The following is a 23,755-nucleotide window of genomic DNA, read 5'->3' on the forward strand; positions in this document are numbered from 1 at the left end:
CTCGATCGTGGGTGGACGATGCCTCAGGCGACCGCCGCCGAGGTGTCCAGCGGGCCGGGTGAGCGGCGCCGGGCCAGCTCGGCGGCGGGCTCGACGGTCCGGAGGCCGTTGCCGGTGATGGTGCCCGCGATGTGCTCCGCGTCGGCGGCGATGCCGAGGTAGCGCCCCGAGCCCCAGGTGTGCAGCCAGGGCAGGCCGAGGAAGGAGAGCCCGGGGACCGCGGTGACGCCACGGGTGTGGGTCGGTCGTCCCGTGCCGTCGAAGACACCCACCCGGACCCACCGGTAGTCGGGCCGGTAGCCGATCGCCCAGATCACCGTCGAGACTCCCGCAGCGGCGAGGTCGAGGGCGGTCGGGTCCGACTTCGGCTCCCAGACCGGGCGGTAGGGCTCCGCCGATGGGACATCGAGGTCGCGCGAGGCGATGTGGGCGTCGATGTCGCGGCAGATCGAGCGGTAGACGTCGTCGGCCGAGCCGAGCGCATCCCGCAGCGTCGGCTCGAGCACGACGTCGGTGCCGGCCCCGGAGGCGAGCCGTCCGTAGAGCCGCATGCCCTCGGCCGCGAACTGACGCAGGTCGATGTCGCGTCCGCCGTCGCGGCCGGTGACGTAGTGGTTGGTCTTCTCCCGCGCCGCCAGGCCGCCCGGGTAGCTCGTGACCGGGGTGTCGTAGAGGCCCATCTCGGCCAGCCAGGTCATGCAGTCGCGGCCGCGGTGGAACCGGGCGACCCGTGGCGCGTCGCCGATCGCGAGATGCACCTGGCGTCCCTCCAGGTGCAGGTCCTCGGCGATCTGTGCCCCGGACTGGCCCGAGCCGACCACCAGCACCCCGCCTGAGCGAAGCCGCGAGGCGCTCTTGTAGTCGGCCGAGTGCAGCTGGTCGATGGCGGGGTCGAGCGCGGGCGCCCAGGCTGGGACGACCGGTACGTGGTAGCCGCCGGTGGCGACCACGACGTGCTCGACCTCCCAGGTCTCGGCGCCATCGGGGCTTTCGGCATCGACCAAGAACCCGCCTCCCGCGCGCTGGGTCAGCGACGTCACCCGGGTGTGCTCGCGCAGCGGCGGGCCGAAGGTCGGCGCGTAGCCGGCGAGCCAGGCCACCACCTCGTCGCGGGTCATGAAGCCGTCCGGGTCGGACCCGGCGTACTCGTAGCCGGGCAGGCGGCAGTGCCAGTTGGGCGTCACGAGGGTGAAGTTGTCCCAGCGGGTGTCGGCCCACTCGTGCCCGGCGGTGCCCGCTTCGAGGACCACATGGTCCACCCCGTCACGGACGAGGAACCAGCTCGCGGCCAGGCCGGCCTGCCCGCCGCCGACGATCGCGACGGTGGTGCGGTGGGCAGTCATCGGGACTCCTGCGGGTTCGGGGTGACGGGAAGGGGCGGGTGCATGGCGAGGACGGTGACGCGCTGGTCGGACGCGTACGCCGCAGCCGAGGAACGCAGCTGGTCGGAGGTCGCCATCGCACTGGTGCAGGCGAAGCCGAACTTCGCCCGCACCCGCTCCGAGGCGGTGGCCAGGGCGGTGAGGCTGCGGTCGAGGAAGTCCTCTACGGCGTACGTCCGGCCGGTCACCAGATGGTCGTGCACCACCAGCGAGGGTGAGTAGCAGTCCTCGACCCTGCCGTCGGGCCAGCGCACGGTGAAGGTCATCTCAGGCATGACCCTCACCAACCGGGGAGAGCGGCTCGGCGGTCGCCAGGGTGGAGGGGTACGCCTCGGGCCGGCGGTCACGGAGGTGGAACATCGCCCGGCGCGCCGTCGTCAGGGCGCTGGGCACGTCGAGCTCGGCCACGGCCATGCCGGCCTCGACGCCGGTCGTTGCCAGGATGTCGCCTCCCGGCCCGACCACCTTCGCGTTGGCGACGAAGCGGAGCTTGCCGAAGGTCCCGTGCTGGTTGGAGGCCAGCCAGACCACCTGGTTCTCGAGAGCCCGGGCCGCGTCGAAGAGGTTGAACCGCTTCGTCCACCGGTCGTCCTCGATCGAGGCGCTGGTGGCGGTGCGTGAGGCCGGCCAGGCGGAGATGCAGGCGATGACCTCGGCGCCGTCGACGGCCAGCGCCCGCGCTCCCTCGGGGAACGCCTTGTCGTAGCAGATCATGGTGCCGATCCGGCCGGCCGGCGTGTCCACGCAACCGAACCCGTCCCCGGCCGCGTAGTAGAGGTTCTCGCCGAGCGGCTGGTGCACCTTGCGGTGGGCGCCCAGCACGCCGTCGCCGGTGACGACGGCGGCGGTGTTGTAGCGGTCCGCACCGTCGGACTCGCACAGACCCACGACCACGGTCATGTCCGCGGCCAGCTCGGCGACCCGCCGGAGCTCTGGGCCGTCGATGTCCATCACGGGCGGGAGGTCCTCGGGCGTCTCATCGTGGCTGCCGTCGCGGCCGGCGCCGAGCACGGAGAGGTAGCCGCCGAGGCAGGCTTCGGGGAGGGCGAGCAGACCGACGCCGGCCTGCCGGGCGTCCTCGATGAGCGCGCCGATCTGGGCGAGGTTCTGGTCCACGTCCCGGCCGAAGCCGGCGCAGACGGCGGCCACGGCGGTGCCGGGTTGAGTGCTGGTGGTCATGTCGCTGGTCCTAGTCCGGTGACGGTGTGGTCGATGGCGTCGGTGACGGTGCCGTCCGGCCAGCGCAGGCCGACGCCTGTGCCGGGGACGAGCTCGCCGCAGACGGCGGAGGAGACGAAGCCGGGCAGCCGCACCTCGGTGCGGCCGGGCGCCTCCGCGGTGAGCATCGCGAAGCCCGGGAAGCAGGTGAGCCAGTCCGCGGTCGAGGCGGCGGGTGGGGTGGGGACGGCGGCGACGTCGATGATCGCGCGGCAGCCGCTGGCCTCGGCCAGCATCCCCGCGGTGCCGACCGCTCCGGCCATGCTGACGTCCTTGGCCGCCGTCGGCGTCAGCGAGGGCACGACACCGGACAGCGCCCGCAGCTCGGCCGAGGTGCGGTGCGAGGACGAGTCCCACTGACGGCCGCGGTAGCCGGGCCGCCATCCTCCGCCCAGGTCCGCACTCAGCCGGAGGAGATCACCGGGCGCTCCCCCACCGCCCGGGACCGGCCGCTCGGTGCGTCCCAGAGCGGTCACCGAGAGCGCGGCCGGGACGCCGAGCTGGGTGTGCCCACCGAGGACGGGTACGCCCCACGCCCGCGCGGCCTCGGCCAGACCGCGCACGATCCGGCGGGCGAAGGAGGGGTCGCGGGCTCCGATGGCATCGAGCAGCCCGACCGGCTCCGCGCCCATCGCGGAGAGGTCGTTGACGTTGACCAGGACCGCGCACCACCCGGCCCACTCGGGGTCACGCTCGACCATCGCGGGAAGGATCGCGTCGCAGGCCGCGACCAGGTCGCTTCCCGGGACCGGAGCCCCGTCGTCACCCCGGAATCCGGGTGTCGACTGCCCCACCAGGGCACCGACCAGGTCGCCCAGCGGCGCCTTGGTCGCCTCGGACAGCTGCCGGATGCGTCGGACCGGCCACTCCATCACGACATGGGTCATCTCGTGGAGGTGGACCCGCTCGCGCGGGATCCAGCCGAGCCTGCGGAACAGCCCCTCGTTCCGGGACTGGACCGTGGCGTCGAAGCGGAGCGCACCGGCCTGCTCGGCCGCGGCGCAGGCCGCCCGGACCAGCGCCGCACCGACACCGAGAAGCTGGCGTGCGTCACGCTTGACCGCCAGCCGGCTCCCCCGCCACCAGCCCACATCGCGCTCATCCGGCTGTGCCGGATGGAGACGTACGCCGCCCAGGACCTCACCGTCGTCCGAGCGGGCGAGCAGCACGATCCGCCGAGGGTCGTCGTCGACGTCGTCGAGATCGGAGCCCGCGAAGAGGCCCTGCTCGGTGACGAAGACCTCCCGGCGCAGCCGGAGGTACGCCTCCAGGTCGGCCGCGGTCTCGGCCCGGAACACGGTGTAGCCCTCGAGGCTCGGCGAGCGGCGTACGGCACCAGCGAGGATGACGTCGTCGAGGAGCTCGGTCATGCCGACTCCTCGCCACAGGCACCGAGTGCGGAGCAGGCGCCGCACGAGGCGCAACCGGCGGCCTGGTCCGCGCCGGCCATGCCGGCCCGGCGCAGGAGCGCGGCGACCCGGGAGGTCACCCGGTAGACGTCGGCGTGCGGCGGCGCCTCGACGCCGTCGACGTCCTTGGCGAGGGTGCCTGCCAGCGGACGGTAGGGCACGACGAAGGGATAGACGCCCATCGCGATGAGCTCCTCACAGCCGGCGACGAGCTCGTCGGGATCCTCGCCGAGACCGACCAGGAGGTAGGTCGAGACCTGGTTCCAGCCGAACACCCGCACCGCCTCGGCCCAGGCCGCCCGGTATTCGCTCATCGGCACCGCGCCCTTGCCCGGCATCCAGCGAAGCCGGGCCGACTCGTCGAGCGACTCGACATGGATGCCGATCGAACGGGCACCGGCGTCGTACAGCTCCTGGATCGAGGCGAGGTCACCAGGAGGCTCGCACTGCACCTGGATCGGTAGGTCGGGCACCGCCTCGCGCACCGCGCGCACGCAGCGAGCCAGATGGGTCGCCCCACGGTCACGGCCCCGGGACGTCCCGGTGGTCATCACCATCTGGGTCACCCCGTCGAGCTCGACCGCGGCCTTGGCCACCTCGGCGAGCTGGGCGGGCTGCTTGACCGCGATCGTCGAGCCCTGGCGCAGCGACTCCTCGATCGCGCAGAACCGGCAGCGCTCCTCCACGGCGTAGCGCGCACAGGTCTGCACGACGGTGGTGGCGAGCACGTTGGCCGAGTGCAGGCGGGCGATCTTGTCGTAGCCGACACCGTCGGCGGTCACCAGATCGTAGAAGCGGGGCCGGGCGACGGCCTCGACGCCGAGACCGGTGTCGGCGCCGTCGAGGAGCAGCTTGCCGCCGCGTACGGAATAGGGGCTGCGGGGGTTGAGCGGGATGGCCGCGCCGACCCCGTCCAGGAGGACGTGCCCGTCGTCGCTCGGCCCCGCGCCCGAGCGGCGGGCGACCGGGGCGTCGAGCAGGCGGATCCCCTGGATGGCGACGTCGACGCGGGTGCTGGACGAGATCGGCGAGGTCATGGCCGGGCCCTCAGAGGTTGTAGGTCGAGTTGATGATGGCGCCCTTGCGGGCGTAGTGGATCAGCGCGTCCTGGACGTCGAGCGGATGCGAAGGCACGACGCCCTCGATCAGGTCCTCCTCGCGCAGGCCGTGGAGCCCCATCCCGAAGCGGCAGCAGAAGACGGTGCCGCCCTCCTTGATGAACGTCTCGATGGCGCCGTTGGTGTTGAGCTCTCCGGGGAACCCGGCGTCGCCCATCGTCGGGAAGCCACGGGAGGCCATGCACGCCAGCGTCCCGGGACCGTAGAAGTAGATGGCGGACTCGAAGCCCTTGCGCAGCGCTCGAGTCGCCTGCAGGACGGCGACGAAGCTGACGGAGGACTCGTGCGGGATGCCGTGCACGAGGGTGAAGTACGTCTCTCCCTCCTCGGCCTGGTAGTCGGGGAAGATCTTGGTCGAGCCGTAGATGTTGGTGCCCGGCTGCTGCGAGGGGTGCGGGATCTCGCCGAGCGACTTGGCCATGTTCTCGGCGATCTGGGCGTCGATGTCAGCGGTGTCAGTGGTCACTGGGGTCTCCAAAGAGGTGGGATGGGCGATGCGGGGTGGGGGGCGAGCTCGTCGTCCTTGACGAGTGGCCGGCAGTCGAGCTGCCGGTCTCAGCCGTAGAGGGCTGAGAAGTTGTGGTGGAAGAAGGCGTCGGCGAGCTCGCCGTCGCCGGCCGCGGCGGCGAGCCGGGCATGCTCGCCGGCGAAGTCGCCCCAGGGCGCGTCGGTGGCGAAGAGGATGCGGTCGTGGCCGACGCCACGACGCTCGATCTCCTGGACCAGCCAGGCCGGCGCGAAGCCGATCGCCCAGCTGGTGTCGGTGTAGACCTGCATCCCGGCCTCGATCCAGTCGAAGAGCCGACCACCGATGAGCTTCATGTGGCCGCTCATCCCGCCGCCGAGGTGCACGAGATGGAGACGTACGTCCCGGGCGTAGCGCTCCACGAGCGTGCCGATCTGGTCGACGTCGGAGGCAGCGCCGGGCGAGGTGTGCACGTGCACGGTCAGGTCGTGCTCACGGGCGGCGGCGAAGACCTTGTCGAGCTGCTCGAGGCACTCCGGGTCGGTGGGATGGCCGCCGAGCAGGAAGCTCGTCTTGAGCGCGGCCACTCCCTCCTCACCGGCGAGGGCGAGGGCCGCGTCGTTGCGGGCCGAGTCGGTCGCCTTGGGCGAGACCCACAGGCCGCACCGGATCCGGTCGTCGCTCTGGGCCGCCTCGATGGCCAGATGGTTGAGGGCGAAGGCCGCGTCCGGGTCGGGCACGCCGTAGTTCGGCAGCACCAGCGCCCGCTCGATCCGATCGGCGTCGAGATCGGCGACCAGCTCCTTCACGGTGCCGCGCGCGGTGACGTCGGCAGTGATCGCCGGGCCTCCGTAGAACGGGTACGCCGGCAGCCGGCCGATGTGGCGGTGGGCGTCGTGGAGGGGCTTGGTCATGGCATCAAGCCTTCGGCCCAGCCGTTTCGGACTGGTTACGCCTGGAATACGAAGCACGTTTCGGTTCGTAAGTTCCAGGTAACCCGCCTCACCCGAGTCAGGTGAGGCGGCCTCACGCCGGCGGCGCTGCGATGGTGCGGTGCTGACCTGGCTGCGCGAGCGGATCCCTCTGCCTCGCCACCTCTTCGATCGGCGTACGGCCCGGCGCGATGCCGCTGCCGGCGCCGTGCTCGGCATCGAGTCGGTCCCGGACGGCCTCGCCAGCGGCCTCCTCGCCGGGGTCAACCCGGTCGCCGGGCTCTACGGCTACCTGTTCGGGCTCGCCGGAGGGGCGCTGTTCACCGGGACCGCCGCGATGGCGATCCAGGGCACGGGGGCGATGGCCATCATCGTCGCCGACGTCGACCTCGACGCCTACGACGACCCGGTGCGAGCGCTCGCCACCCTCTCGATCCTCACCGGCGTCGTCATGATCGTCGCCGGCGCTCTCCGCCTGGGCCGGATGCTGCGCTTCGTGTCCAAGTCGGTGATGACGGGGTTCATCTCCGCGGTCGGGATCAGCATCGTGCTCGGCCAGCTCGACAACTTCACCGGCTACGACTCCCACGGAAGCAACCGCGTCACCGCGGCGCTGGATCTGCTCCTGCACCTTCACAGGGTCGACCTCGCGTCCCTGGTCGTCGGCCTCACCACAGTTGCCGGCATTCTCGTCCTGCAGCGCACCCGCCTGGGCGCCACCGGACTGGTGGTGGCGGTCGCCGTTGGTTCCGCGCTGGCTGCCGTGCTCAACGCGCTGGGCAGCGACACCGTGGCGCTGGTCGCCGACGTCGCCGAGGTCCCCGGCTCGCTGCCTCTTCCCGTGTTCCCCGACCTGTCGGCCACGCTCGACCTCCTCCTGCCCGCCGCCGCGCTCGCGTTCGTCGGGCTGGTCCAGGGGGCCGGGGTCTCGGCGGGCTTCCCCAACCCGGACGGCACCACCCGTCCCTCGCGCGACTTCATCGGCCAGGGAGCGGGCAACATCGCCTCCGGCCTCTTCCGCGGCGTACCCGTGGGCGGGTCCATGTCGGCCACCTCGCTGGTCGTCGGCGCGGGCGCCCGGAATCGGTTCGCGCTCCTCGTCGCGGCCGCCGTCATGGCCGCCGTCATCGTTCTGTTCGCCAGGGTCGTCGAGCTCGTCGCCATGCCGGCCCTAGCGGGGCTGCTGATCGTGGTCGGTGTCAGCACCGTCAAGCCGGCCAAGCTGATCGCGGTCGGCAAGACCGGGCCGGTGCCGCTGACAGTGATGCTGACGACGCTGGTGCTCACCCTGCTGATGCCCTTGCAGTACGCCGTGCTGGTCGGGGTCGGGCTGTCGGTGCTGCTCTTCGTGATCGGCCAGTCCTCACGCCTGGTGACGCGCCGGCTGGTGATGGGGGCGGACGACCGGGTCATCGAGACCAACCCTCCGGGGAGCCTCGGCGAACGCGAGGTCGTGGTGCTCCAGCCGTACGGGCCGATCTTCTTCGCCACCGCCAACTCGCTGCGCTCGCAGATGCCGGACCTGACGCCGGCCTCACGCAGGTCCGTGGTGATCCTGCGGCTGCGTGGCGCGGACGACGCCGGCGCCACACTGCTCGAGGTGCTCGGGACGTACGCCGCCGGGCTCGGCGACCTCGGCAGCAGGCTGGTGATCGTCACCGACAACGAACGGCTGGTGCGACAGCTGCAGACCGACGACACGCTCGGCTCGGCAGGCTCGGTCTACCAGGGCACCGCGGTGATCTGGGAGGCCACCCGGGAAGCCTACGAGGATGCCGTCGCCTGGGTGGCGCAGGACGACGATGAGTCCGGCGACCAGGAGCAGCCGTCGGCCGGACGCACCTACCGCGACCCGCACGAGGGCGACTGGCCACCGGACCAGATGGCCCTTTAGTCGTTGTCGGAATCCGCACGTTCACCCCTTTCCGGCGATCACCGACACCCCCCGGTGTACGCACCCTGGGATCGTGACGACCACTGTGGCCCCTGAGCACTCGCGTACGGACTGGCGCGAGCTGATCGCGATCCTGCTGCTGTCCGTGACGGCGATCCTGACCGCCTGGACCGGCTTCCAGGCCAGCAAGTGGAGCGGCGCCATGTCGATCTCCTTCTCGCAGGCATCGACGAACCGGATCGAGGCCGCCCGGTTGGAGTCCACGGCCAACCGCAAGCTATCGGTCCAGGTCTCCCTGTTCGTGCAGTGGCTCGAGGTCTACCAGAGCGGCGACACCGAGCTCACCGAGTTCCTCCAGGCGCGCTTCCCGGAGCCGCTGGCAACGGTCTTCCCGGCCTGGCTCGACACCCAACCGCTCGAGAACACCGACGCCCCCGCCACGCCGTTCGACATGGAGGAGTACGTCATCCCCGAGTCCGTTCAGGCGAGCGAGGCGGACAAGACAGCCGACCGCAAGTTCCGCCAAGCGCTCCGCAACAACCAGCGCGGCGACAACTACACGGTCCTGACCATCGGGTTCGCCTCCGTGCTCTTCTTCGCAGCCCTTTCCGAGCGGATGCGCCGCCGCAGCGCACAGTGGGCGCTGCTCTGTATCGGCGGCGTGGGTTTCGTGGTGTTGGCGGTCATCCTGATGACGTTCCCCAAGATGATCTGACCCCGGTCACCTGAATTAGGTGATTCTTCGCCGCCTTTCGCCATTTACTTTGAGAAGTATCGCGGGAAGTCCGGACGACCATGCCTGGCTCACCGACGGCGCAGTGACGCTCATCAGCACACTCCCCCAGCACGAGCGCACGACGCCGACGTGGCATCTGAGCTCTGACTGAGGGGAGGGATTGTGCAGCGCAGCAGGTCAGCGCCCGCTACAGACTCGACGACAGAAGGACCCGCACCGATGCCGCGCCGTGAGGCGGCGGTGGTGATACCCACGTCGAGGGCAGGTGACGACTCGGCCAGCGCTCCATGGCCTCGCCTCCCGAGGGTCTACGTGCCACGCCAGTCGCTGTGGGCCGACCTCGACCGCTCCGCCGATGCCGCGATCACGCTGCTGATCGCGCCCGCAGGAGCCGGCAAGACCCTGGGGGTCGCCGGATGGCTGCGGCAACAGACCGACGACGGACCTCCACGCGCACAGCGCTGGGTGGACGCCGACGGCACCATGACCCCCGATCAGCTCTCCGGCATGATCGACGAGGCCGCAGAAAGCACGCCCCCACGCATCGTCATCGACGACGCACATCTGCTTCGCGCCGCCACCCACCGGATGCTCAACGAGCGGCTCAACGACGATCCCGACTCCATGCGTCTGGTGATGATCAGCCGCTGGGACCTGCCCTTCACCAGGCTGGTGCCGGAGCTGCTGGGCAACTTCTCGGTCGTACGAGGCAATGTGCTGCAGCTGAGCGACGCCGAGGCCGAGGCGCTCATCGTCGAGCACGCCCGCACCGATTCCAGGCCCGTCATCGACGCCATCGTCCAGCAGGCCCGCGGCTGGTGCGCCGCGGTCGTGCTCGCGGCCCGGTCGGTCCACGCAAGCCCCCCGGGCAGGGCGGGCGAGACCGCTTTCGAGGACGGAACCGTCGGTCTCGGTGACCGGGTGGCGAGCGAGGTGTTCGCGTCGCTGTCCGCCCGCGCGAGGCATCTGCTGCTGTGCACATCCGCCGAGACGGTCGTGACCGCCAGGACCGCCGCCCATCTCTCCCAGGACCCGAGCGCCGGAGAGACGCTGACCGATCTGGAGAGCACCGGGCTGCTGGTGACCCGCGCGGTCCCGCTCGTCCCCGACGCCCACGGTGAGGAGGCCTACCGCATCCACCCGCTGCTCGCCGAGGTCGTACGCCGCCGGCTGGTCGCCGGCGGGGTCGACGTCGCCCGGGCGCAGTCGACCGTGGTGCGTGCTGTCCGGATCGACCGGACGCGCGGTGAGGCGCGGGGCGCGCTGCGACGGCTCGAAGCCGTCGGCGCCCACGAGGAGATGGCGGTCGTGCTCGCCGACGACGGCGTCAAGACGGCGATGCGCGGTGACGGCGACCGCCTCGGCCCCTTCGCACGCAACCTCGCCGAGCACGTAGAGACGACCCCGAGGGCCTGGTTCGCGCTCGCGATCGAGGCCTGGCTCGACGGCGACGTACCCGAGGCCGAGCACTGGCTCGACAGGTGTGTGGCTGAGTCGGTGGCGATGTCGGAGGAGGAGCTCGCCTGCATCGGGCTGATGCGGGCACGACTGGGCCTCGAGCCCCTGCGCGCCGCGGCCGACCGGGCGGCCGAGGTGGTCAGAGGCAGGCACGGCGCCGGCGGCGAGGCCGACGTCCTGCCGCAGCTGCTCACCGAGCTCGGCATCACCCAGAGCTGGCTCGGTCAGCTGCTGGAAGCGGAGCAGAGCCTCACCTCGGCCATCGGGCTGGCCCGCACCTGGGACATGCCGGCTGTCGGGGCCGACGCCTCCAGCCATCTGGCGATGACCGAATACATGCTGGGTCGCGAGGCGGCTTGCGGAGAGATCGCCGACGAGGCCGCCACCCTGCTCGAGCGAGCCGACCGAGGCCGGCCGCCCGGCGCCCGTAGCGACTTCACCCGCACCCGGACGGCGCTGGCCGCAGCCCTGGCGCGCACTGCACGACTCCCCTGGCTCGAGCTGGCGTCCATCCCGGACGCGAAGCTCCATCCCGCGGACCTGTGCACCCGGTTCTGGATGAGGCTCCGGGAGGCACACGTCACCCTGTCCGGCCACTCGGTCGTACGCGCCCGCCAGATCCTCGGCGAGCCGTTGGGCCTGCCCGGGGCCTTCCGGCTGCCGGACCATCTGCAGGTCACTCTGCTGCTCAACCGGGCCGAGCTGGCCGCACTGGCGACCGACCGGCGTTCGCTGAAGTCCGTTGAGGCCGAGCTCACCGAGCGCGGGATGAACGGCGAGGCGGCCCTGGCCAGGGCGCTGCGCGCCGACCTCGACGGAAACCGGCGACTCGCCGCGGACCACTTCGACACGGCCGCCCAGCAGGCGACCTGGTCCCAGCCGATGACCCGAGGGGTCGCGCTCGTCGGGCGCGCGGAGCTGCTCCACGAGCTGGGGGACGTGGACGCGGCGGCCGAAAATCTCCAGCAGGTCGCGATCGAGACCGAGGTGCGCCAGAACGCGATCCCGTTCCTCGGCTGGACCCGGCAGGGGACGCCCGTGCAGACCATGCTGGGACGCTTCCCCGCGCTCCGGCCGCATCGCTGGGTCAGCCGGATCTCGGCCGGCATCGCGGACATGTCCAGCCTGACGACGTACTTCGACCAGGGCACGCCCCGTCCGACCGAGGCGGTCGACGAGGCGGCCGGGCCGCTCCCGGGCCTGAGCGCCAGGGAGCGGGACGTCCTTCGTGAGCTCGCTCGCGGATCGACGTACGCCGACATCAGCGCCGCGCTCTACGTCTCCGAGAACACGGTGAAGACCCACGTCAGCAGCCTGTACGCCAAGCTCGGCGCCTCACGGCGCAGCGAGGCGCTGGCCGTGGCGCGGAGCCTGAACCTCATCTGACGATCTCCGCACGGACCCGGCCGAGGCGATCGAGCTCGCTCTCGGCCGGGTCCGAATCTCAGCTCTTGGCCTCGGAACGGAGCCGGAAGGCCATCGCGATGGCGATGATGCCGACGACGATCAGCCAGATACAGGAGACCACCAGGAGCGCACCCAGCGAGACCTCCGGGTTGATGAGCAGCACGGCACCGGCGAGGACCGTGATGGCTCCAGTGGCGATGTCCCACATACGTCGCCCAGGGGCGGGCCGGAGGACGGCGCCGATGATGTCGACGATGCCTCCGATGACCCACCAGACTCCGAGCAGGATGGTGATGATCAGCAGTGTCTGGACCGGGTCACGCAGGAAGAGCAGGCCCACGACGATCGCCAGCGCCCCTGAGAAGCCGACGACCGCTCGCAGGCCGCCCTCCATGGAGCTGCCGGCCACCGCGGCGATGAGGCGGAACACTCCCGACACGATGATCTGGATCGCGATGATCACCGCCAGGACGACGAGCGTCTGCTTCGGCCAGACCGCCAGGATGACGCCGAGTGCCGTGGTGACCAGCCCGTAGGCCAGGACCAGGCCCCAGTAGTCCCCGAGGCCCTCGAACACGGACCCGGAGCCGACGGGACGGTTCTGAGCCGGCGTGCCCGCGCTCGGATCCGGCCCGGCACCCGAGCTCCGTACGTCGGGGCCCGGATGCTCCGAGCCGGTGACGTCGGGGCCCGGGATGTCGGAGCTGGCCATGTCAGAGCTCGTCACCGCTCGACATCAGCTGCGCGAGCGACCAGATGACGAAGATGTAGAGCGCCAGCATCGCGAGCGCCCACCACGGGTAGTAGGGCATGAACGCGAACGCGGAGACCGAGCCGATGACCGCGATCACGATGCCGGAGATACGTGCCCACGTCTGTCCGAGGAGCAAGCCGATGCCGACTGCTATCGCGATCGCCCCGAGGACGATGTGGATCCAGCCCCAGGCGGTGAGATCGAACTTGTAGACGTAGTCGACGCCCTTGACGTAGACCGTGTCCTCGAACAGGGCAGCGATGCCGGAGAGGATCTGGAAGATGCCTACCGTGGTGAGGATGGTGCCTGCGAAGATCGCGCCCGAGAAGGCGAAGGCGGTCTTGACCGGAGTGTCGTAGCCTCCGCCTCGTGGTGTGGTGGTGCTCATGATGAGTACTCCCTGTGGTCGTGAGCGGTTTCTCGTCGACCGCTTCAGTGGACGAGAAGTTAGGCCGCTTCGGCTCCGGCGGGCTCACCCGCAACGGGCGATCCTCCGGCACCGAAGACGTCGCGCAGTGCTGCTTCCTGGCCATCGGTCAGGTCGGTGAAGATCGGGTCGGACGGCAGTCGTCCTCCGAGCGTGTCCCTGACAGAGTCGACGACGCTGTCCGTGGTCAGCACGAACAGGGCCGAGGTCCCGGGGGTGACCCGGTCCCGGACCCTGTTGATGAAGCCGTCGTCGATCCCGACGGCGCTCAGCGCGTCCGAGATCAGCCCGGTCGCGGTGCCCAGGGCGGCGCCGAGCAACGGGACGAAGAAGATGAAGCCGAGCAGAAGCCCCCAGAAGGAGCCGCCCAACACTCCCCCGCCCACACCCGTCGCCGGATGCAGCTCGATCGTCCTCAGCTTCGTGGTGCTCGACGGCCAGGAGAGCGCCGCGGCGTCGTGGAGGTCGATGAGGCCCTCATCAGCCAGCTCCTCCAGCGCGTGCATGGTCTCCTCGGCGCCCTCAGGAGTGTCGAACCTCCACACGGTCAGAGTTGCTGTCGACATGTCCTCCCCTGCTCCTGGTATCCGTCAGCCGAGCAGTCGCTGCTTGGCGGCTGCGAACTCCTCATCGCTGAGGATCCCCTGGCTGTGCAGCTCACCCAGCTTGGCGAGCTGCCCGGTCAGATCGCTCTGCGCCGGTGCCGCCGGAGCGGGCGGCGCAGCAGGTGGCTGTGGCGGCTGGGCAGCGGCGTACTGCTGTTGCTCGTACGCCTGTGCCTCGGCCTGTTCCTGGGCCTTGGCCGCCTGTCGGCGGTTGACGGCGTTCGAGGTGGCGGTGGCGGTGCCGGCGATGACTGCCGTACGTGCGACGGCGCCGACGAGACCGGGCCGGCCCATGCGTCTGCGCAACATAGCGTTTCTCCTCTCTATCGGGCGGCGGATGCGAAGGCGACGTCGACGTCCTCGGGCGGCACGCGCAGGAACAGCTCGACCTCGGCACCGACGCTCCGGATCTGTCTGACGGCCTCCCGCGCCCAGACCTGCTCGTAGACGACCGCGAGGCCGGCCTGGCCGGGCTCGAGGGCGGTGGCGAACGTCTCGATGTCGGCGTCGCTCAGCAGGTCGTTGGGGTCGATCTGAAGCCCCGACAGCTCCGCAGGCAGACCTTCGGCCTCTTCCAGGTCGAGGGCCCGGAAGCTGCCGCCGGCGTCCTTGGACATCAGCACGCAGTCGATGATCCGGATCACTCCGCTCTCGACCGGTTGCCGCAGCACTGCCGCGAGGTCGCCGAGCTCGACGTCCTCCGACATCGAAAGGAAGAGGATCTCGACCGGGCCGCGTTCCATCGTGCCTCCCACGTATCGCACGCCTGCCGGGCGGCAGGACGATTCCGACGCTAGGACGCGATGCGCCCAAGCTGCTCACCCGCATCGGGTGACTTGGGCCGGTTCATTCCGGCCGGTCCGGGGGCGGTTCCCGGGAAGCGACCACCGCGGCGTGCGTGGACTCCCTCCGGGAGGGGTGACCCGAGGCTCACCCCTTCCGGGCGATCCAGGAACAGGTCCGTCGTAGCAGCCTCACCGATCGTGGCCAGACTCATCGCTCCGTCGTTCAGCGGCTACTCGCCGTCCTGGATCAGGTCCGACGTCCTCGCCGGTCTCACCGTGTGGGCCGTGCTCGTACCGGAGTCGTTGGCGTACGCCACCATCGCCGGCGTGCCGCCGGTCGTGGGCCTCTACGCGGCCGTGCCCGCCCTGGTGCTCTACAGCCTGCTCGGCTCCTCGCGCCACCTGATCGTCGCGCCGATGTCGGCCACCGCGGCACTCTCGGCCGGGATCGTGGCGGACTTCGCGTCCGGTGGGGCCGACGTCGTCGCGCTCACCGTCGGCCTGGCGATCGCGACGGGCATCGTCGCGCTCATCGCCGGCCTGATGCGCCTGGGCTTCCTGGCCGCCTTCATCAGCGAGCCGGTCCTGAGAGGCTTCATCATCGGGCTCGCGCTGACGATCATCATCGGACAGCTGCCGTCGCTGGTGGGCGTGGAGAAGGGCTCGGGCAACTTCTTCGAGAAGACCTGGGACCTGCTGCGCCAGCTGGGTGACATCGATGCCCTGACCATCGCCATCGGGGCCGGCAGCCTCGCCGTCCTGCTCGTGCTCCGGCGGCTGGTGCCACTCCTTCCCGCCTCCCTGATCGTGGCGCTGGTCTGCATCGGGCTCACCGCCCTGCTCGGCCTCGACGAACGCGGTCTCGCCATCGTCGGCCACATCGACGCCGGCCTGCCCGCCATCGGGCTTCCGGACGTGTCGGCTCCCGAGTTCCGCGACCTCCTCGCGGCCGCCGTCGGCGTGATGCTCGTCGGATTCGCCGAGGGCCTGGGCGCCGCGAAGACGTACGCCGCCAAGAGCGGCTACGACATCGACCCGAACCGCGAGCTGCTCGGCCTGGGCGTCTCCAACCTGGGTGCTGGCCTGGCCAGCGGCATGGTGGTCAACGGCTCGCTGTCCAAGACCGCCGTCAACGGCTCGGCCGGGGCGAAGTCACAGCTCTCGGCGGTGACCGCCGCAGTGCTCACGCTGCTCACCCTGTTGTTCATGACCAAGCTCTTCGCCGACCTTCCCGAGGCCACCCTCGCGGCGATCGTGATCGCCGCGGTGATCGAGCTCGTCGACATCTCCGCGCTGCGCCGGCTGTGGCGGGTCCGGACCGGACAGGTCACCAAGATCTACCAGATCAGCGCCCGCGCCGACTTCGTCGGCGCCGTCGCGGCGCTGATCGGCGTGCTCGTCTTCGACACCCTGCCCGGTCTCGTGATCGGCATCGCCGCCTCGGTCGTCCTGCTCATCGCGCGGACCTCGCGGCCGCACATCGCGCCGCTGGCCCCGGTCGAGGGCACCGATGACGACAGTCCGTCCGCGCACCCGGGACTGTGGGTCGACCAGAGTCGCAATCCGGCGTACGCAGGCGTCCCGGGTGTCCTGGTGGTCAGGGTCGAAGCGCCCCTGCTGTTCGTCAACGCCGACTTCGTACGCGAGCGGGTCCGTGAGCTCGCCACGGACGTGCCGGACCTTCGACTGGTCGTGCTGGACGGCCGGGCAACGCCGTCGATCGACGTCACCGCCACCGAGATGCTGACCCAGCTGCGTGCCGATCTACAGCGCCTCGGCGCCGACCTGGCGCTCGCCGGCGACGTGGGCCAGGTGCGCGACGTCCTGACCGAGGCCGCCGAGGAGGGCCCGCCGCTGGTCTACCCGACCGTCGAGGCCGCCCTCGCGACGGCTACCCAGGAGGCGGCTACTGAAGAGCCGCCGTCAGGCGCATGACGTTGTCGACGTACGCGGCCCTGCGTCCGCGCCGCGACCACGCCTCGATGCTGAGCTCGCTCGACCTCTCCCGGTAGTCGTCGAGCACGCTCTGCAGGTCGTCGACCACCTGCTCGCTCTCGAGCAGCACGATGACCTCGTAGTTGAGCGCGAAGGAGCGGTAGTCCATGTTCGAGGAGCCGACGACGGCGATCGTGTCGTCGACAGTGAAGAACTTGGTGTGGAGGACGTACGGCGCCGGGTAGAGCCGGATCCGGACGCCGGCGTCGAGGAGGTCGGCGTAGTAGGAGCGCTGAGCGTGGAAGACCATGAACTGGTCGGCGCCCTCGTTCACGAACAGCTCGACCTCGACACCCCGCTGGGCGGCGGTCGTGACGGCGTAGAGAAGCGACTCGTCCGGCACGAAATAGGGGCTGACCAGGCAGATCCGCGACTGCGCGCCGTAGATCAGCGTGTTGAACAGGCGCAGGTTGTTCTCGGTCACGAACCCGGGACCGCTCGGCACGACCTGGCACGCCACGTTCTCGGCGGCTGGTTCCGTCCGTTGGACCTCCAGAGGCTCGCGCGGAAGGAGCATGTCCCGGATGCTCTCGGCGGTCTCGGCGTACCAGTCGGTCGCGAAGACGACCGCCAGGTCCCGCACCGCCGGCCCCTCGATCCGGATCATCAGATCGACCCACTCGCGCCCCGCCTTGTGGTTCTTCGGCTTGTTGTAGCCGGGCTCGATGAGGTTCTGCGAGCCCGCGAACGCCACCACGCCGTCGACGACGAGGATCTTGCGGTGGTTGCGCAGGTCCGGCCGGCGGAGCTCACCGCGCAGCGGCCGGACCGGCAGCATCGGCGCCCACTTGATGCCGGAGCCTTCGAGCCGCGACAGCATGTCCTGGTGGCCGGGGATGCCGCGCGACCCGAGGTGGTCGAAGAGGAAGCGCACCTCCACCCCGCGGGTGACGGCGTCGACAAGTGCGTCGAAGAATTCGCTGGTGTCCTCGTCCCAGGCCGAGATGTAGAACTCGACGTGCACGAACCACTTGGCGCTGCGTACGACCTCGGTCATCGCCGCGAACGTCCGCGCGTAGTCGGGATGGACCTCGACCCGGTTGTCCCCGGTCAACGGCAGGGATCCCAGGCGCTCGTTGAGTCGCACGGCGCCGACCGAGGGGCCCGCCGGAGCCGTCTGTGCCGCCGGGTCGTACCGGATCTCGGCGCTGACCAGCTCGTTGACCTGCCGCTGCCATGCCCGGCGCTTGCGGCCGACGCTGGTGCTCCCGAAGAGCAGGAACGCGAGCAGACCGAACGCAGGCAGCGCCAGGATGAGGAACAGCCAGGCCAGACCCGTCGACGGCTTCCTGCCACCGGGGATCACACCCAGTGCCACCACACAGATGGTGATGTGGGCGACGACGAGAGCTGCGCTGACCAGGCTCCCGACCCAGGTGGAGGCGTCCATCAGAGCGACCCCACTCCGTCGCCGACCATCTTGACCCCGAGCACGACGAGGAGAACCGTCATGATGGCCGCGTTGTGGGCGATCATCCAGGCTTTGATGCCCTCCAGCAGCCGGGCCGCGCGCTCACCGGCCATCAGGTAGATGCCGAACGGCACCAGCACGCCCAGGCTGGCGACGAGGGTGAAGACGGCCATCGCCACGATCCGCTCGCTGGTCACCGCTGTCGCCGTCGCGATCGTGCTGGCGCCCGAGACCACGAGCAGCAGGTTCTTGGGGTTGACCGATCCCAGGAGTACGCCCGTGCCGAACGCCTTGAACGCGTTGAACTCGTCCAGCGCCGCCATCCACGACGGCGTCGGCGCGGGCTCTCCCTCGTCCGGCCTGCCCTGCCAGCTGCGTACTGCGAGCAGGAGGAGCAACGCTCCGAGGACGATCTTCAGCAGGGCCGCCCAGGTCGGGGTCTCCGCGTCTCCCGATCCGGCCGCACCGACGAGCAGAGCGACGATCGTACCGAGCACGAAGATGCCCGCCAGCCACCCGGCGACGAAGGCCGTCCCGTTCGAGCTGGCGTGGCGGCTGACCAGCATGAGTACCAGTGCGACGATCGGCATGGGGCTGACGAGCACACCCACGGCGATCGGCAGAGACTCGCCTATTGCTTCACCCATGGCCAGACTTCAGCGCAGACCGGCCTCCGCCGGCCTCACCTTCTCCGGGTGAGAAACGTACGCACCTGCTGCACGAACCAGGCGACGACCGGGTCCTCGACGAGCAGCCGGCCGAGCAGCGCACCGCCGACGATGATGCCGCCGAAGCCGATCAGCCACGTCGAGAGCGCGAGGATCACGCCCAGCATGCCGAACTGCTCGGCGTTCGACTCGACGTAGGCAGGCATCAGCCACGCCGAGCCTCGGCTGTAGAGGACCTGCACGACGCCGGTCAACACTGCGCCCGGGAGCAGCAGCAGTCCCCGGGTGCGTCCGAACAGCAGCACCCAGCTGGTCCCCCACCAGACGGCGCACGCGCCCAGGATCTGGAGCAACGGACGGAGCAGGTCCCCCGGGTCGGTGAGCAGGCCGACGACCGTGTTGACCACCCCGAGGCAGGCCAGCCAGGCGACGACCCAGAGCAGACAGCGACGGGCTCCGCGCAGGCCTCCGACGTGCTCCTGCTCCCATACCCGCTCGAGCATCCGCTGGACGGCACGGCCGAAGGATGTCGCCGACACTATCGTGATCGCCAGGCCCAGCGCGCCGGTCTCGGAACGTACCTGGTCCAGGTTGACCTCTCCCGACACCTGGCGTACCGCCTCGTCACCGACGCCGGTGACCTGCGAGACCTGTTCCAGGGCTTGCCCGGTGAGCTGGGGCAGGAAGGCCGCGAGCACGACCAGCATCGGCACCATGGCCAGGAGCGCCTGGGCGGCGATCAGCATGCAACGGTCGATGAACTCGATCCGAATGGTCTCTGTGGCGAGCTTCCGCAGCAGGGGGACGTGGGCGACCAAGGCGTCTACCCGGCCCCGCAGGGCAGCCACATCCACGTGAGCAGTGTTCCCCCGGGCTCGTCTGCTCACCCTCGCCCGTTTCCGGTGACCGCTCCTGGCGCCGGGCCGCTTACGTTGGTCAGACCAACGTCCAGGCCACTCATCTGGAGCCAACGTGAACGGACACCTGATCGGCGTGATGCGCTCATGACCCGGATCCTCATCCGGGTGGGTTCGTCGGTGTCGGACGACGTGATCGAGACGTTCCCCCACCTGACCCGGGCCACGCAGCGGGCGACGACGACCCTGGTCGGTGACCTCGCGGACGCCAAGGAGCTGCAGGGCGTGCTGGACCTACTCAGCTCTCTGGGGGTCGACGTCATCGAGATCGTCACCATCCCCGAGTAGCTCCACCGGGGCGCTTCCCGCGATGAGCGGCATCAGCCAGCGCTTCGCCGGGTCTGCCTCCACGAAGACCGCGCGTACGAACAGGGTGAACGGGACCGCCATCACCGCACCTATCGGGCCCATGATCCAGGACCAGAAGATCAGTGACAGGAACGTCAGCGTCACCGAGAGGCCGACGGCCTCACCGACGACCTTCGGCTGGATCACCGACTGGATCACCACGTTCAAGAGGCAGTAGACGGCGATGACCGCGAGCATGAGCGCGAGGTCGTCGTCCAGCAGCGCGAGGATCGCTGGTGGGATCAGCCCGATCACGAAGCCGATGTTCGGGATGTAGTTGGTCAGGAACGCGAGCAGGCCCCACACCAACGGCGCCGGCACCCCCAGCAGGTAGAGAGCCAGGGTGTCGAGAGCGGCGACGATCAGTCCGAACACCGTCGAGACCAGCAGGTAGCGACGCGTTCCGACCGAGAACGAGGACAGGGCATCTACGAGGCCCGGGCGCCGGCGGCTGACCGAGGCCAGCTGGCGCGGCAGCGCCGTCGCGTCGATGGCCATGAACAGGCACAACGCCAGGATGAAGACCATCGTGGACAGCAGTCCGAACATGCCGTTGAGAGCGCCCGAGACCAGGGACAGCAGCTTCGAGAGGTCGAACGATTCGACGATCTTGAGCACCTCGTCCGTGCCGATGCCGACCCTGGACAGCCAGTCGGTCAGGTCTTCGACGCGCTCCTTGGCGACACCACTGTAGGTGCCCAGCAAGGTGGCGAAGCGAGCCACCGCGAGCACCACGCACACGCCGAGACCGATGATCCCGGCGACCACGGCGATGATGGAGAGGGCGGTGGCGACGCCGGACGGGAGGCGCTGCGCCAGCCAGTTCCGCGCCGGATGGACGACGATGGTCAGCACCATCGCGAGGAACAGCGGCCCGAGGATGCCGCTGGCCGCCTGCAGCCCGGCCACGAGGATGACCACCGCCGCGGATCCCAGCACGACCGCCAGGACCCTGACCTGCGGTTGCCAGCTCGTGGCCGGCTCTTCCGGGCTCTCTGTCCTGAGGCTCACGGCCCCATGGTCTAGCCCGTCCGGCCTGTCGGTCTCACCCGATTGGGGTGAGCGCGACCACCCGACTGTGCGTATCCCCGGCCCCGTATATGGGTCCTTTGACTCCTTACTTCACCGAAGAGTCGCTGATTGGATGGTTGCCGATAAAGACTTATCGGAGACGCGAGGAGCCTTCGTTTGCGTATGCTAGACACCGGTTCTCGCGCCTACGTGGCGCCGACAAGGCTGCGCGTGCCGCGGATACTGCCCACGTTCGTCAGCCGGGCTCGGTTGGTCGAGGACGCCGTCGGGCAGTGCCGGTTCACCCTGGTCTGCGCTCCCGCGGGCTACGGGAAGAGCATGCTCGTGGCCGACTGGGCCACCCGCGCCGCTGCCCGGGAGGAACCGGTGGCCTGGTTGTCGCTGCACCAGCAGGACGACAGGCCGTACGAGTTCTGGTCGGCGCTGATCGAGGCCCTCGTCCTGGCCGGGCTGCCCGGGAGGACCGAACAGCTCGACGGATTGACTCCGCCCGCGCAGGGGACCGAGCCGAGGTTCGTCACGAAGGTGGTCGAGTCGCTCCTGGTCGCCGGGGTGCGCTGGATCGTGCTGGACGACGTACATCTGCTCCACGACGACGACGTGCTGCGCGGGCTCGACATCCTTCTCGCCGAGCTGCCGCCCGAGGTGGGACTGGTGATGGCGTGCCGGTCCGAGCCGTCGCTCACGCTCCACCGGCTGCGGCTCGACGGGTCGCTCTCGGACGTACGCGGCAAGGACCTCGCCTTCACCGACGTCGAGGCGCTGGAGCTGTTCGCGGCCAGCGACCTACCGATGACGGCCGACGCGATCTCGAATCTCGTCGGCCTGACCGAGGGCTGGGCCGCCGCGCTGCGGATGGCGGTGCTCGCGGCCATGGTCGGTGGCGACGACCCTGCCGAGGTCGTCGCGTCCTTCGACGGCGATGTCCGCACGGTGATCGAGTACGTCCTGACCGAGGTCGTCCACCGGCTCGACCCGGAGCTGGTCGAGTTCCTCTACGCGACCTGCGCGCCCCACCATCTGTCCATCGACCTGGCTGCCCAGCTCTCCGGCCGACCCGACGCCGGCGCTCTGCTCGACCGGCTGTGCGCGGCGAACGCGCTCGTCAGCCAGTCGGGCGACTCGGCCTGGTACCGCTACCACGCCTTGCTGCGGAGCTGCCTGCTCGCCGCTCTGGCCCGACGCGACGTCGAGGCTCCGGCACACCAGCACCGGGCCACCGCCGTCTGGCTCGACACGCACGGCGAGCCCGCGACCGCGCTGGGTCATGCGGCGCGGGGCGGGGACCAGGCCCTGCTCGACGCCCTGCTCCGCGCGAACGGGCTCCAGATGATCCTCTCCGGCCGCGGCGATCTCGTACGCGCCGCCCTCGCGTCCCGCGATGGGATCGCCACCGACCATCGGGTCGCAGTCATCACCGCTCTGGCGGCGCTTGATGTCAACGACCTTCCTGCGGCCGACGATGCGCTGAGCGTCGTGCCGGCCGGCGATCCACGATCCGAACCGGCGTACGCAGCGATGGTCGCCGCGGCCGTCGTCCAGCGTGCCCTCGCCGGGGGCGACGTCGTCGGGGCCCTGCAGGACAGCGCCATCCTCGACATCGCCCTGACCGGAGACAGCGACGTCAACCTGGTCCTCCTCGCCCAGCGCGGACCCGCCCGGATGCGCGCCGGCGACTACCTCGGAGCCATCGACGACCTCGAGCAGGCGCTGGTGCTGGCCCGCAGCCGTCGCTACGACCAGGTCGTGCTCGAGACCATGTCACAGCTGTCCGGGATGACCGGCGCGATGTGCGACTTCAACGCGTCCCTCGACTGGTCCGACCAGGCCATCGCGTTCGCCACCCGGCACGGCTGGCGGGACTCGCCACGGCTGGCCTACTCCTACGTCGTGGCCGCATGGACCGCCTTCCAGACCGGAGATTGCCAAAGACAGCTGCAGTACGCCGAGCTCGGCATGCGAGCGCTGGACGGCGTGAACAACGCCGAGGTCGAACTCGGCGTACGCGGCATGCACGCACTGGCGACCTTCGAGGCCACGACGGGACCGGAGCGGGCCGTGGCCGCCGAGGCCTTCCGGCGGATCTGGCAGATCGAGCCCGCCGAACACATCTCTCCCGCCGCGATCAGCGCCGTCACGCCCCAGGAGATCCGGGTGGCCCTCGCCATCGGCAGCGAGGACTGGGCGACGCAGACCGCGGCCCGCGTCCGCGCCCAGATGCCGGGGAGCGCCGAGTGCACGATCCCGGACGCGCAGATCCTCGCCGCCGCCGGACGGACCCGCGACGCGCTGACCGAGCTCGAGCCGGTGCTCGACGGGACCCGCCCGGCCCACGTACCGACGACCGTCGTCTACGCGCAGGTGCTGGCTGCGGCCCTGGAGTCGTCCCTCGGCAACGACGTCCGCGCGTTCGACGTACTCCGGAAGGCGCTCGAGTGGACGGTCCCCAACAACTTCCGCCGGCCGTTCATCGACCTGTGGCCGCATCTGGAGCCGCTGCTGTCGAGGAACCGCTCACGGTTCGGTCCCGCCGAGGGCTTCGTCGCGGCTCTGCTCGCCCATCACGCCGAGCAGGCGGACCGCGCCGCGGGGGTGATCGACACGCTGCTGAGCGCACGCGAGGTCGACGTGCTCCACGACCTCCCCTCGCGGCTGACGATCCCCGAGATCGCGGAGGCCGAAGGGGTCAGCGAGAACACCGTGAAGACCCACGTACGCTCGATCTACCAGAAGCTCGGCGTGAACACGCGCTCGGCGGCGGTGCGTCAGGCACGCGAGCGCGGGCTGATCTGA

General features: G+C 70.3%; 22 protein-coding genes. 6 read left to right on the forward strand and 16 right to left on the reverse strand.

Annotated elements, in window-relative coordinates; genetic code table 11:
• Positions 1–23: 23 nt before the first annotated feature.
• The 7 genes from OH802_RS21570 to OH802_RS21600 all read right to left on the reverse strand — a co-directional run bounded on the left by OH802_RS21570 (position 24) and on the right by OH802_RS21600 (position 6,507).
• A complete protein-coding gene (locus tag OH802_RS21570) occupies positions 24–1,343 on the reverse strand; it encodes an MSMEG_0569 family flavin-dependent oxidoreductase (RefSeq protein WP_406021928.1) in 1,320 nt (439 codons plus the stop codon).
• The gene (locus OH802_RS21575) at positions 1,340–1,657 is read right to left on the reverse strand and encodes an MSMEG_0570 family nitrogen starvation response protein (RefSeq protein WP_406021930.1); all 318 of its coding nucleotides are present in this window, start codon (positions 1,655–1,657) and stop codon (positions 1,340–1,342) included. The genes OH802_RS21570 and OH802_RS21575 overlap by 4 nt, the downstream gene beginning before the upstream one ends.
• Positions 1,650–2,561, reverse strand: a complete 912-nt coding sequence (locus OH802_RS21580; RefSeq protein ID WP_406021932.1) for a carbon-nitrogen hydrolase family protein — start codon at positions 2,559–2,561, stop codon at positions 1,650–1,652. The genes OH802_RS21575 and OH802_RS21580 overlap by 8 nt, the downstream gene beginning before the upstream one ends.
• Positions 2,558–3,970, reverse strand: coding sequence for an MSMEG_0567/sll0787 family protein (locus OH802_RS21585; protein WP_406021934.1), 1,413 nt, complete (start codon positions 3,968–3,970; stop codon positions 2,558–2,560). Before OH802_RS21585 ends, OH802_RS21580 begins: the two co-directional genes overlap by 4 nt.
• Positions 3,967–5,046, reverse strand: a complete 1,080-nt coding sequence (locus tag OH802_RS21590) for an MSMEG_0568 family radical SAM protein (RefSeq protein ID WP_406021936.1) — start codon at positions 5,044–5,046, stop codon at positions 3,967–3,969. The genes OH802_RS21585 and OH802_RS21590 overlap by 4 nt, the downstream gene beginning before the upstream one ends.
• 10 nt (positions 5,047–5,056) lie before the next feature.
• The gene (locus tag OH802_RS21595; protein ID WP_229787631.1) at positions 5,057–5,593 is read right to left on the reverse strand and encodes an MSMEG_0572/Sll0783 family nitrogen starvation response protein; all 537 of its coding nucleotides are present in this window, start codon (positions 5,591–5,593) and stop codon (positions 5,057–5,059) included.
• Between the two features lie 89 nt (positions 5,594–5,682).
• Positions 5,683–6,507 (reverse strand): amidohydrolase family protein, encoded by an 825-nt coding sequence (locus OH802_RS21600; protein WP_406021939.1) that lies wholly within the window; start codon positions 6,505–6,507, stop codon positions 5,683–5,685.
• A gap of 139 nt (positions 6,508–6,646) precedes the next feature.
• Here OH802_RS21600 and OH802_RS21605 point away from each other — a divergent pair, with 139 nt between their 5' ends.
• From OH802_RS21605 to OH802_RS21615, 3 genes are all read left to right on the forward strand, one after another.
• Positions 6,647–8,419, forward strand: a complete 1,773-nt coding sequence (locus tag OH802_RS21605) for a SulP family inorganic anion transporter (RefSeq protein WP_406021940.1) — start codon at positions 6,647–6,649, stop codon at positions 8,417–8,419.
• Positions 8,420–8,492: 73 nt separating this feature from the next.
• Positions 8,493–9,134: a hypothetical protein gene (locus tag OH802_RS21610; RefSeq protein WP_406021942.1), complete on the forward strand. Its 642-nt coding sequence runs from the start codon at positions 8,493–8,495 to the stop codon at positions 9,132–9,134.
• 333 nt (positions 9,135–9,467) lie between these two features.
• Complete coding sequence (locus OH802_RS21615) at positions 9,468–11,999, forward strand: LuxR C-terminal-related transcriptional regulator (protein ID WP_406021944.1); 2,532 nt, start codon at positions 9,468–9,470, stop codon at positions 11,997–11,999.
• A gap of 58 nt (positions 12,000–12,057) precedes the next feature.
• Here OH802_RS21615 and OH802_RS21620 read toward each other — a convergent pair whose 3' ends face one another.
• The 5 genes from OH802_RS21620 to OH802_RS21640 are packed head-to-tail and all read right to left on the reverse strand — an operon-like array spanning position 12,058 to position 14,549.
• Positions 12,058–12,732, reverse strand: coding sequence for an HdeD family acid-resistance protein (locus OH802_RS21620; RefSeq protein ID WP_406021946.1), 675 nt, complete (start codon positions 12,730–12,732; stop codon positions 12,058–12,060).
• A 1-nt stretch (position 12,733) separates the two neighbouring features.
• Positions 12,734–13,162, reverse strand: a complete 429-nt coding sequence (locus OH802_RS21625) for a hypothetical protein (protein ID WP_406021948.1) — start codon at positions 13,160–13,162, stop codon at positions 12,734–12,736.
• A 59-nt stretch (positions 13,163–13,221) separates the two neighbouring features.
• Positions 13,222–13,767, reverse strand: a complete 546-nt coding sequence (locus OH802_RS21630; protein ID WP_406021950.1) for a DUF1269 domain-containing protein — start codon at positions 13,765–13,767, stop codon at positions 13,222–13,224.
• 24 nt (positions 13,768–13,791) lie between these two features.
• The gene (locus OH802_RS21635) at positions 13,792–14,115 is read right to left on the reverse strand and encodes an SHOCT domain-containing protein (protein ID WP_406021952.1); all 324 of its coding nucleotides are present in this window, start codon (positions 14,113–14,115) and stop codon (positions 13,792–13,794) included.
• Positions 14,116–14,129: 14 nt separating this feature from the next.
• On the reverse strand, positions 14,130–14,549 hold the full coding sequence (locus OH802_RS21640; RefSeq protein ID WP_406021954.1) for a DUF6325 family protein: 420 nt from the start codon (positions 14,547–14,549) through the stop codon (positions 14,130–14,132).
• Positions 14,550–14,789: 240 nt separating this feature from the next.
• On the opposite strand from OH802_RS21640, the gene OH802_RS21645 reads away from it, so the two are divergent.
• Positions 14,790–16,526: a SulP family inorganic anion transporter gene (locus tag OH802_RS21645; RefSeq protein ID WP_406021956.1), complete on the forward strand. Its 1,737-nt coding sequence runs from the start codon at positions 14,790–14,792 to the stop codon at positions 16,524–16,526.
• Here the strand turns inward: OH802_RS21645 and cls are convergent.
• From cls to OH802_RS21660, 3 genes are read right to left on the reverse strand one after another with little or no spacing between them, the layout of a single operon-like run.
• A complete protein-coding gene (gene cls / locus OH802_RS21650) occupies positions 16,498–17,976 on the reverse strand; it encodes a cardiolipin synthase (protein ID WP_406021958.1) in 1,479 nt (492 codons plus the stop codon). The two genes, OH802_RS21645 and cls, sit on opposite strands and share 29 nt — an antisense overlap.
• Positions 17,976–18,644: a GAP family protein gene (locus OH802_RS21655; RefSeq protein WP_406021960.1), complete on the reverse strand. Its 669-nt coding sequence runs from the start codon at positions 18,642–18,644 to the stop codon at positions 17,976–17,978. Before OH802_RS21655 ends, cls begins: the two co-directional genes overlap by 1 nt.
• A 35-nt stretch (positions 18,645–18,679) precedes the next feature.
• Positions 18,680–19,519, reverse strand: coding sequence for a YhjD/YihY/BrkB family envelope integrity protein (locus OH802_RS21660; protein ID WP_406021962.1), 840 nt, complete (start codon positions 19,517–19,519; stop codon positions 18,680–18,682).
• A gap of 150 nt (positions 19,520–19,669) precedes the next feature.
• Here OH802_RS21660 and OH802_RS21665 point away from each other — a divergent pair, with 150 nt between their 5' ends.
• Positions 19,670–19,870 (forward strand): hypothetical protein, encoded by a 201-nt coding sequence (locus OH802_RS21665; protein WP_091047354.1) that lies wholly within the window; start codon positions 19,670–19,672, stop codon positions 19,868–19,870.
• Here OH802_RS21665 and OH802_RS21670 read toward each other — a convergent pair.
• On the reverse strand, positions 19,817–20,941 hold the full coding sequence (locus tag OH802_RS21670) for an AI-2E family transporter (RefSeq protein ID WP_406021964.1): 1,125 nt from the start codon (positions 20,939–20,941) through the stop codon (positions 19,817–19,819). The two genes, OH802_RS21665 and OH802_RS21670, sit on opposite strands and share 54 nt — an antisense overlap.
• 231 nt (positions 20,942–21,172) lie before the next feature.
• On the opposite strand from OH802_RS21670, the gene OH802_RS21675 reads away from it, so the two are divergent.
• Complete coding sequence (locus tag OH802_RS21675; protein WP_406021966.1) at positions 21,173–23,755, forward strand: LuxR C-terminal-related transcriptional regulator; 2,583 nt, start codon at positions 21,173–21,175, stop codon at positions 23,753–23,755.

Origin of the sequence: Nocardioides sp. NBC_00850 (assembly GCF_045207335.1) — a bacterium.
Taxonomy (GTDB): domain Bacteria; phylum Actinomycetota; class Actinomycetes; order Propionibacteriales; family Nocardioidaceae; genus Nocardioides.

Excerpts from the sequence above, each read along its gene's own strand:
- OH802_RS21630 (WP_406021950.1), bottom strand. The coding sequence starts at position 13,767 with ATGTCGACAGCAACTCTGACCGTGTGGAGGTTCGACACTCCTGAGGGC.
- cls (WP_406021958.1), bottom strand. The coding sequence starts at position 17,976 with ATGGACGCCTCCACCTGGGTCGGGAGCCTGGTCAGCGCAGCTCTCGTC.
- OH802_RS21620 (WP_406021946.1), bottom strand. The coding sequence starts at position 12,732 with ATGGCCAGCTCCGACATCCCGGGCCCCGACGTCACCGGCTCGGAGCAT.
- OH802_RS21575 (WP_406021930.1), bottom strand. The coding sequence starts at position 1,657 with ATGCCTGAGATGACCTTCACCGTGCGCTGGCCCGACGGCAGGGTCGAG.
- OH802_RS21570 (WP_406021928.1), bottom strand. The coding sequence starts at position 1,343 with ATGACTGCCCACCGCACCACCGTCGCGATCGTCGGCGGCGGGCAGGCC.
- OH802_RS21580 (WP_406021932.1), bottom strand. The coding sequence starts at position 2,561 with ATGACCACCAGCACTCAACCCGGCACCGCCGTGGCCGCCGTCTGCGCC.
- OH802_RS21640 (WP_406021954.1), bottom strand. The coding sequence starts at position 14,549 with ATGGAACGCGGCCCGGTCGAGATCCTCTTCCTTTCGATGTCGGAGGAC.
- OH802_RS21590 (WP_406021936.1), bottom strand. The coding sequence starts at position 5,046 with ATGACCTCGCCGATCTCGTCCAGCACCCGCGTCGACGTCGCCATCCAG.
- OH802_RS21655 (WP_406021960.1), bottom strand. The coding sequence starts at position 18,644 with ATGGGTGAAGCAATAGGCGAGTCTCTGCCGATCGCCGTGGGTGTGCTC.
- OH802_RS21600 (WP_406021939.1), bottom strand. The coding sequence starts at position 6,507 with ATGACCAAGCCCCTCCACGACGCCCACCGCCACATCGGCCGGCTGCCG.
- OH802_RS21665 (WP_091047354.1), top strand. The coding sequence starts at position 19,670 with ATGACCCGGATCCTCATCCGGGTGGGTTCGTCGGTGTCGGACGACGTG.
- OH802_RS21585 (WP_406021934.1), bottom strand. The coding sequence starts at position 3,970 with ATGACCGAGCTCCTCGACGACGTCATCCTCGCTGGTGCCGTACGCCGC.
- OH802_RS21625 (WP_406021948.1), bottom strand. The coding sequence starts at position 13,162 with ATGAGCACCACCACACCACGAGGCGGAGGCTACGACACTCCGGTCAAG.
- OH802_RS21635 (WP_406021952.1), bottom strand. The coding sequence starts at position 14,115 with ATGTTGCGCAGACGCATGGGCCGGCCCGGTCTCGTCGGCGCCGTCGCA.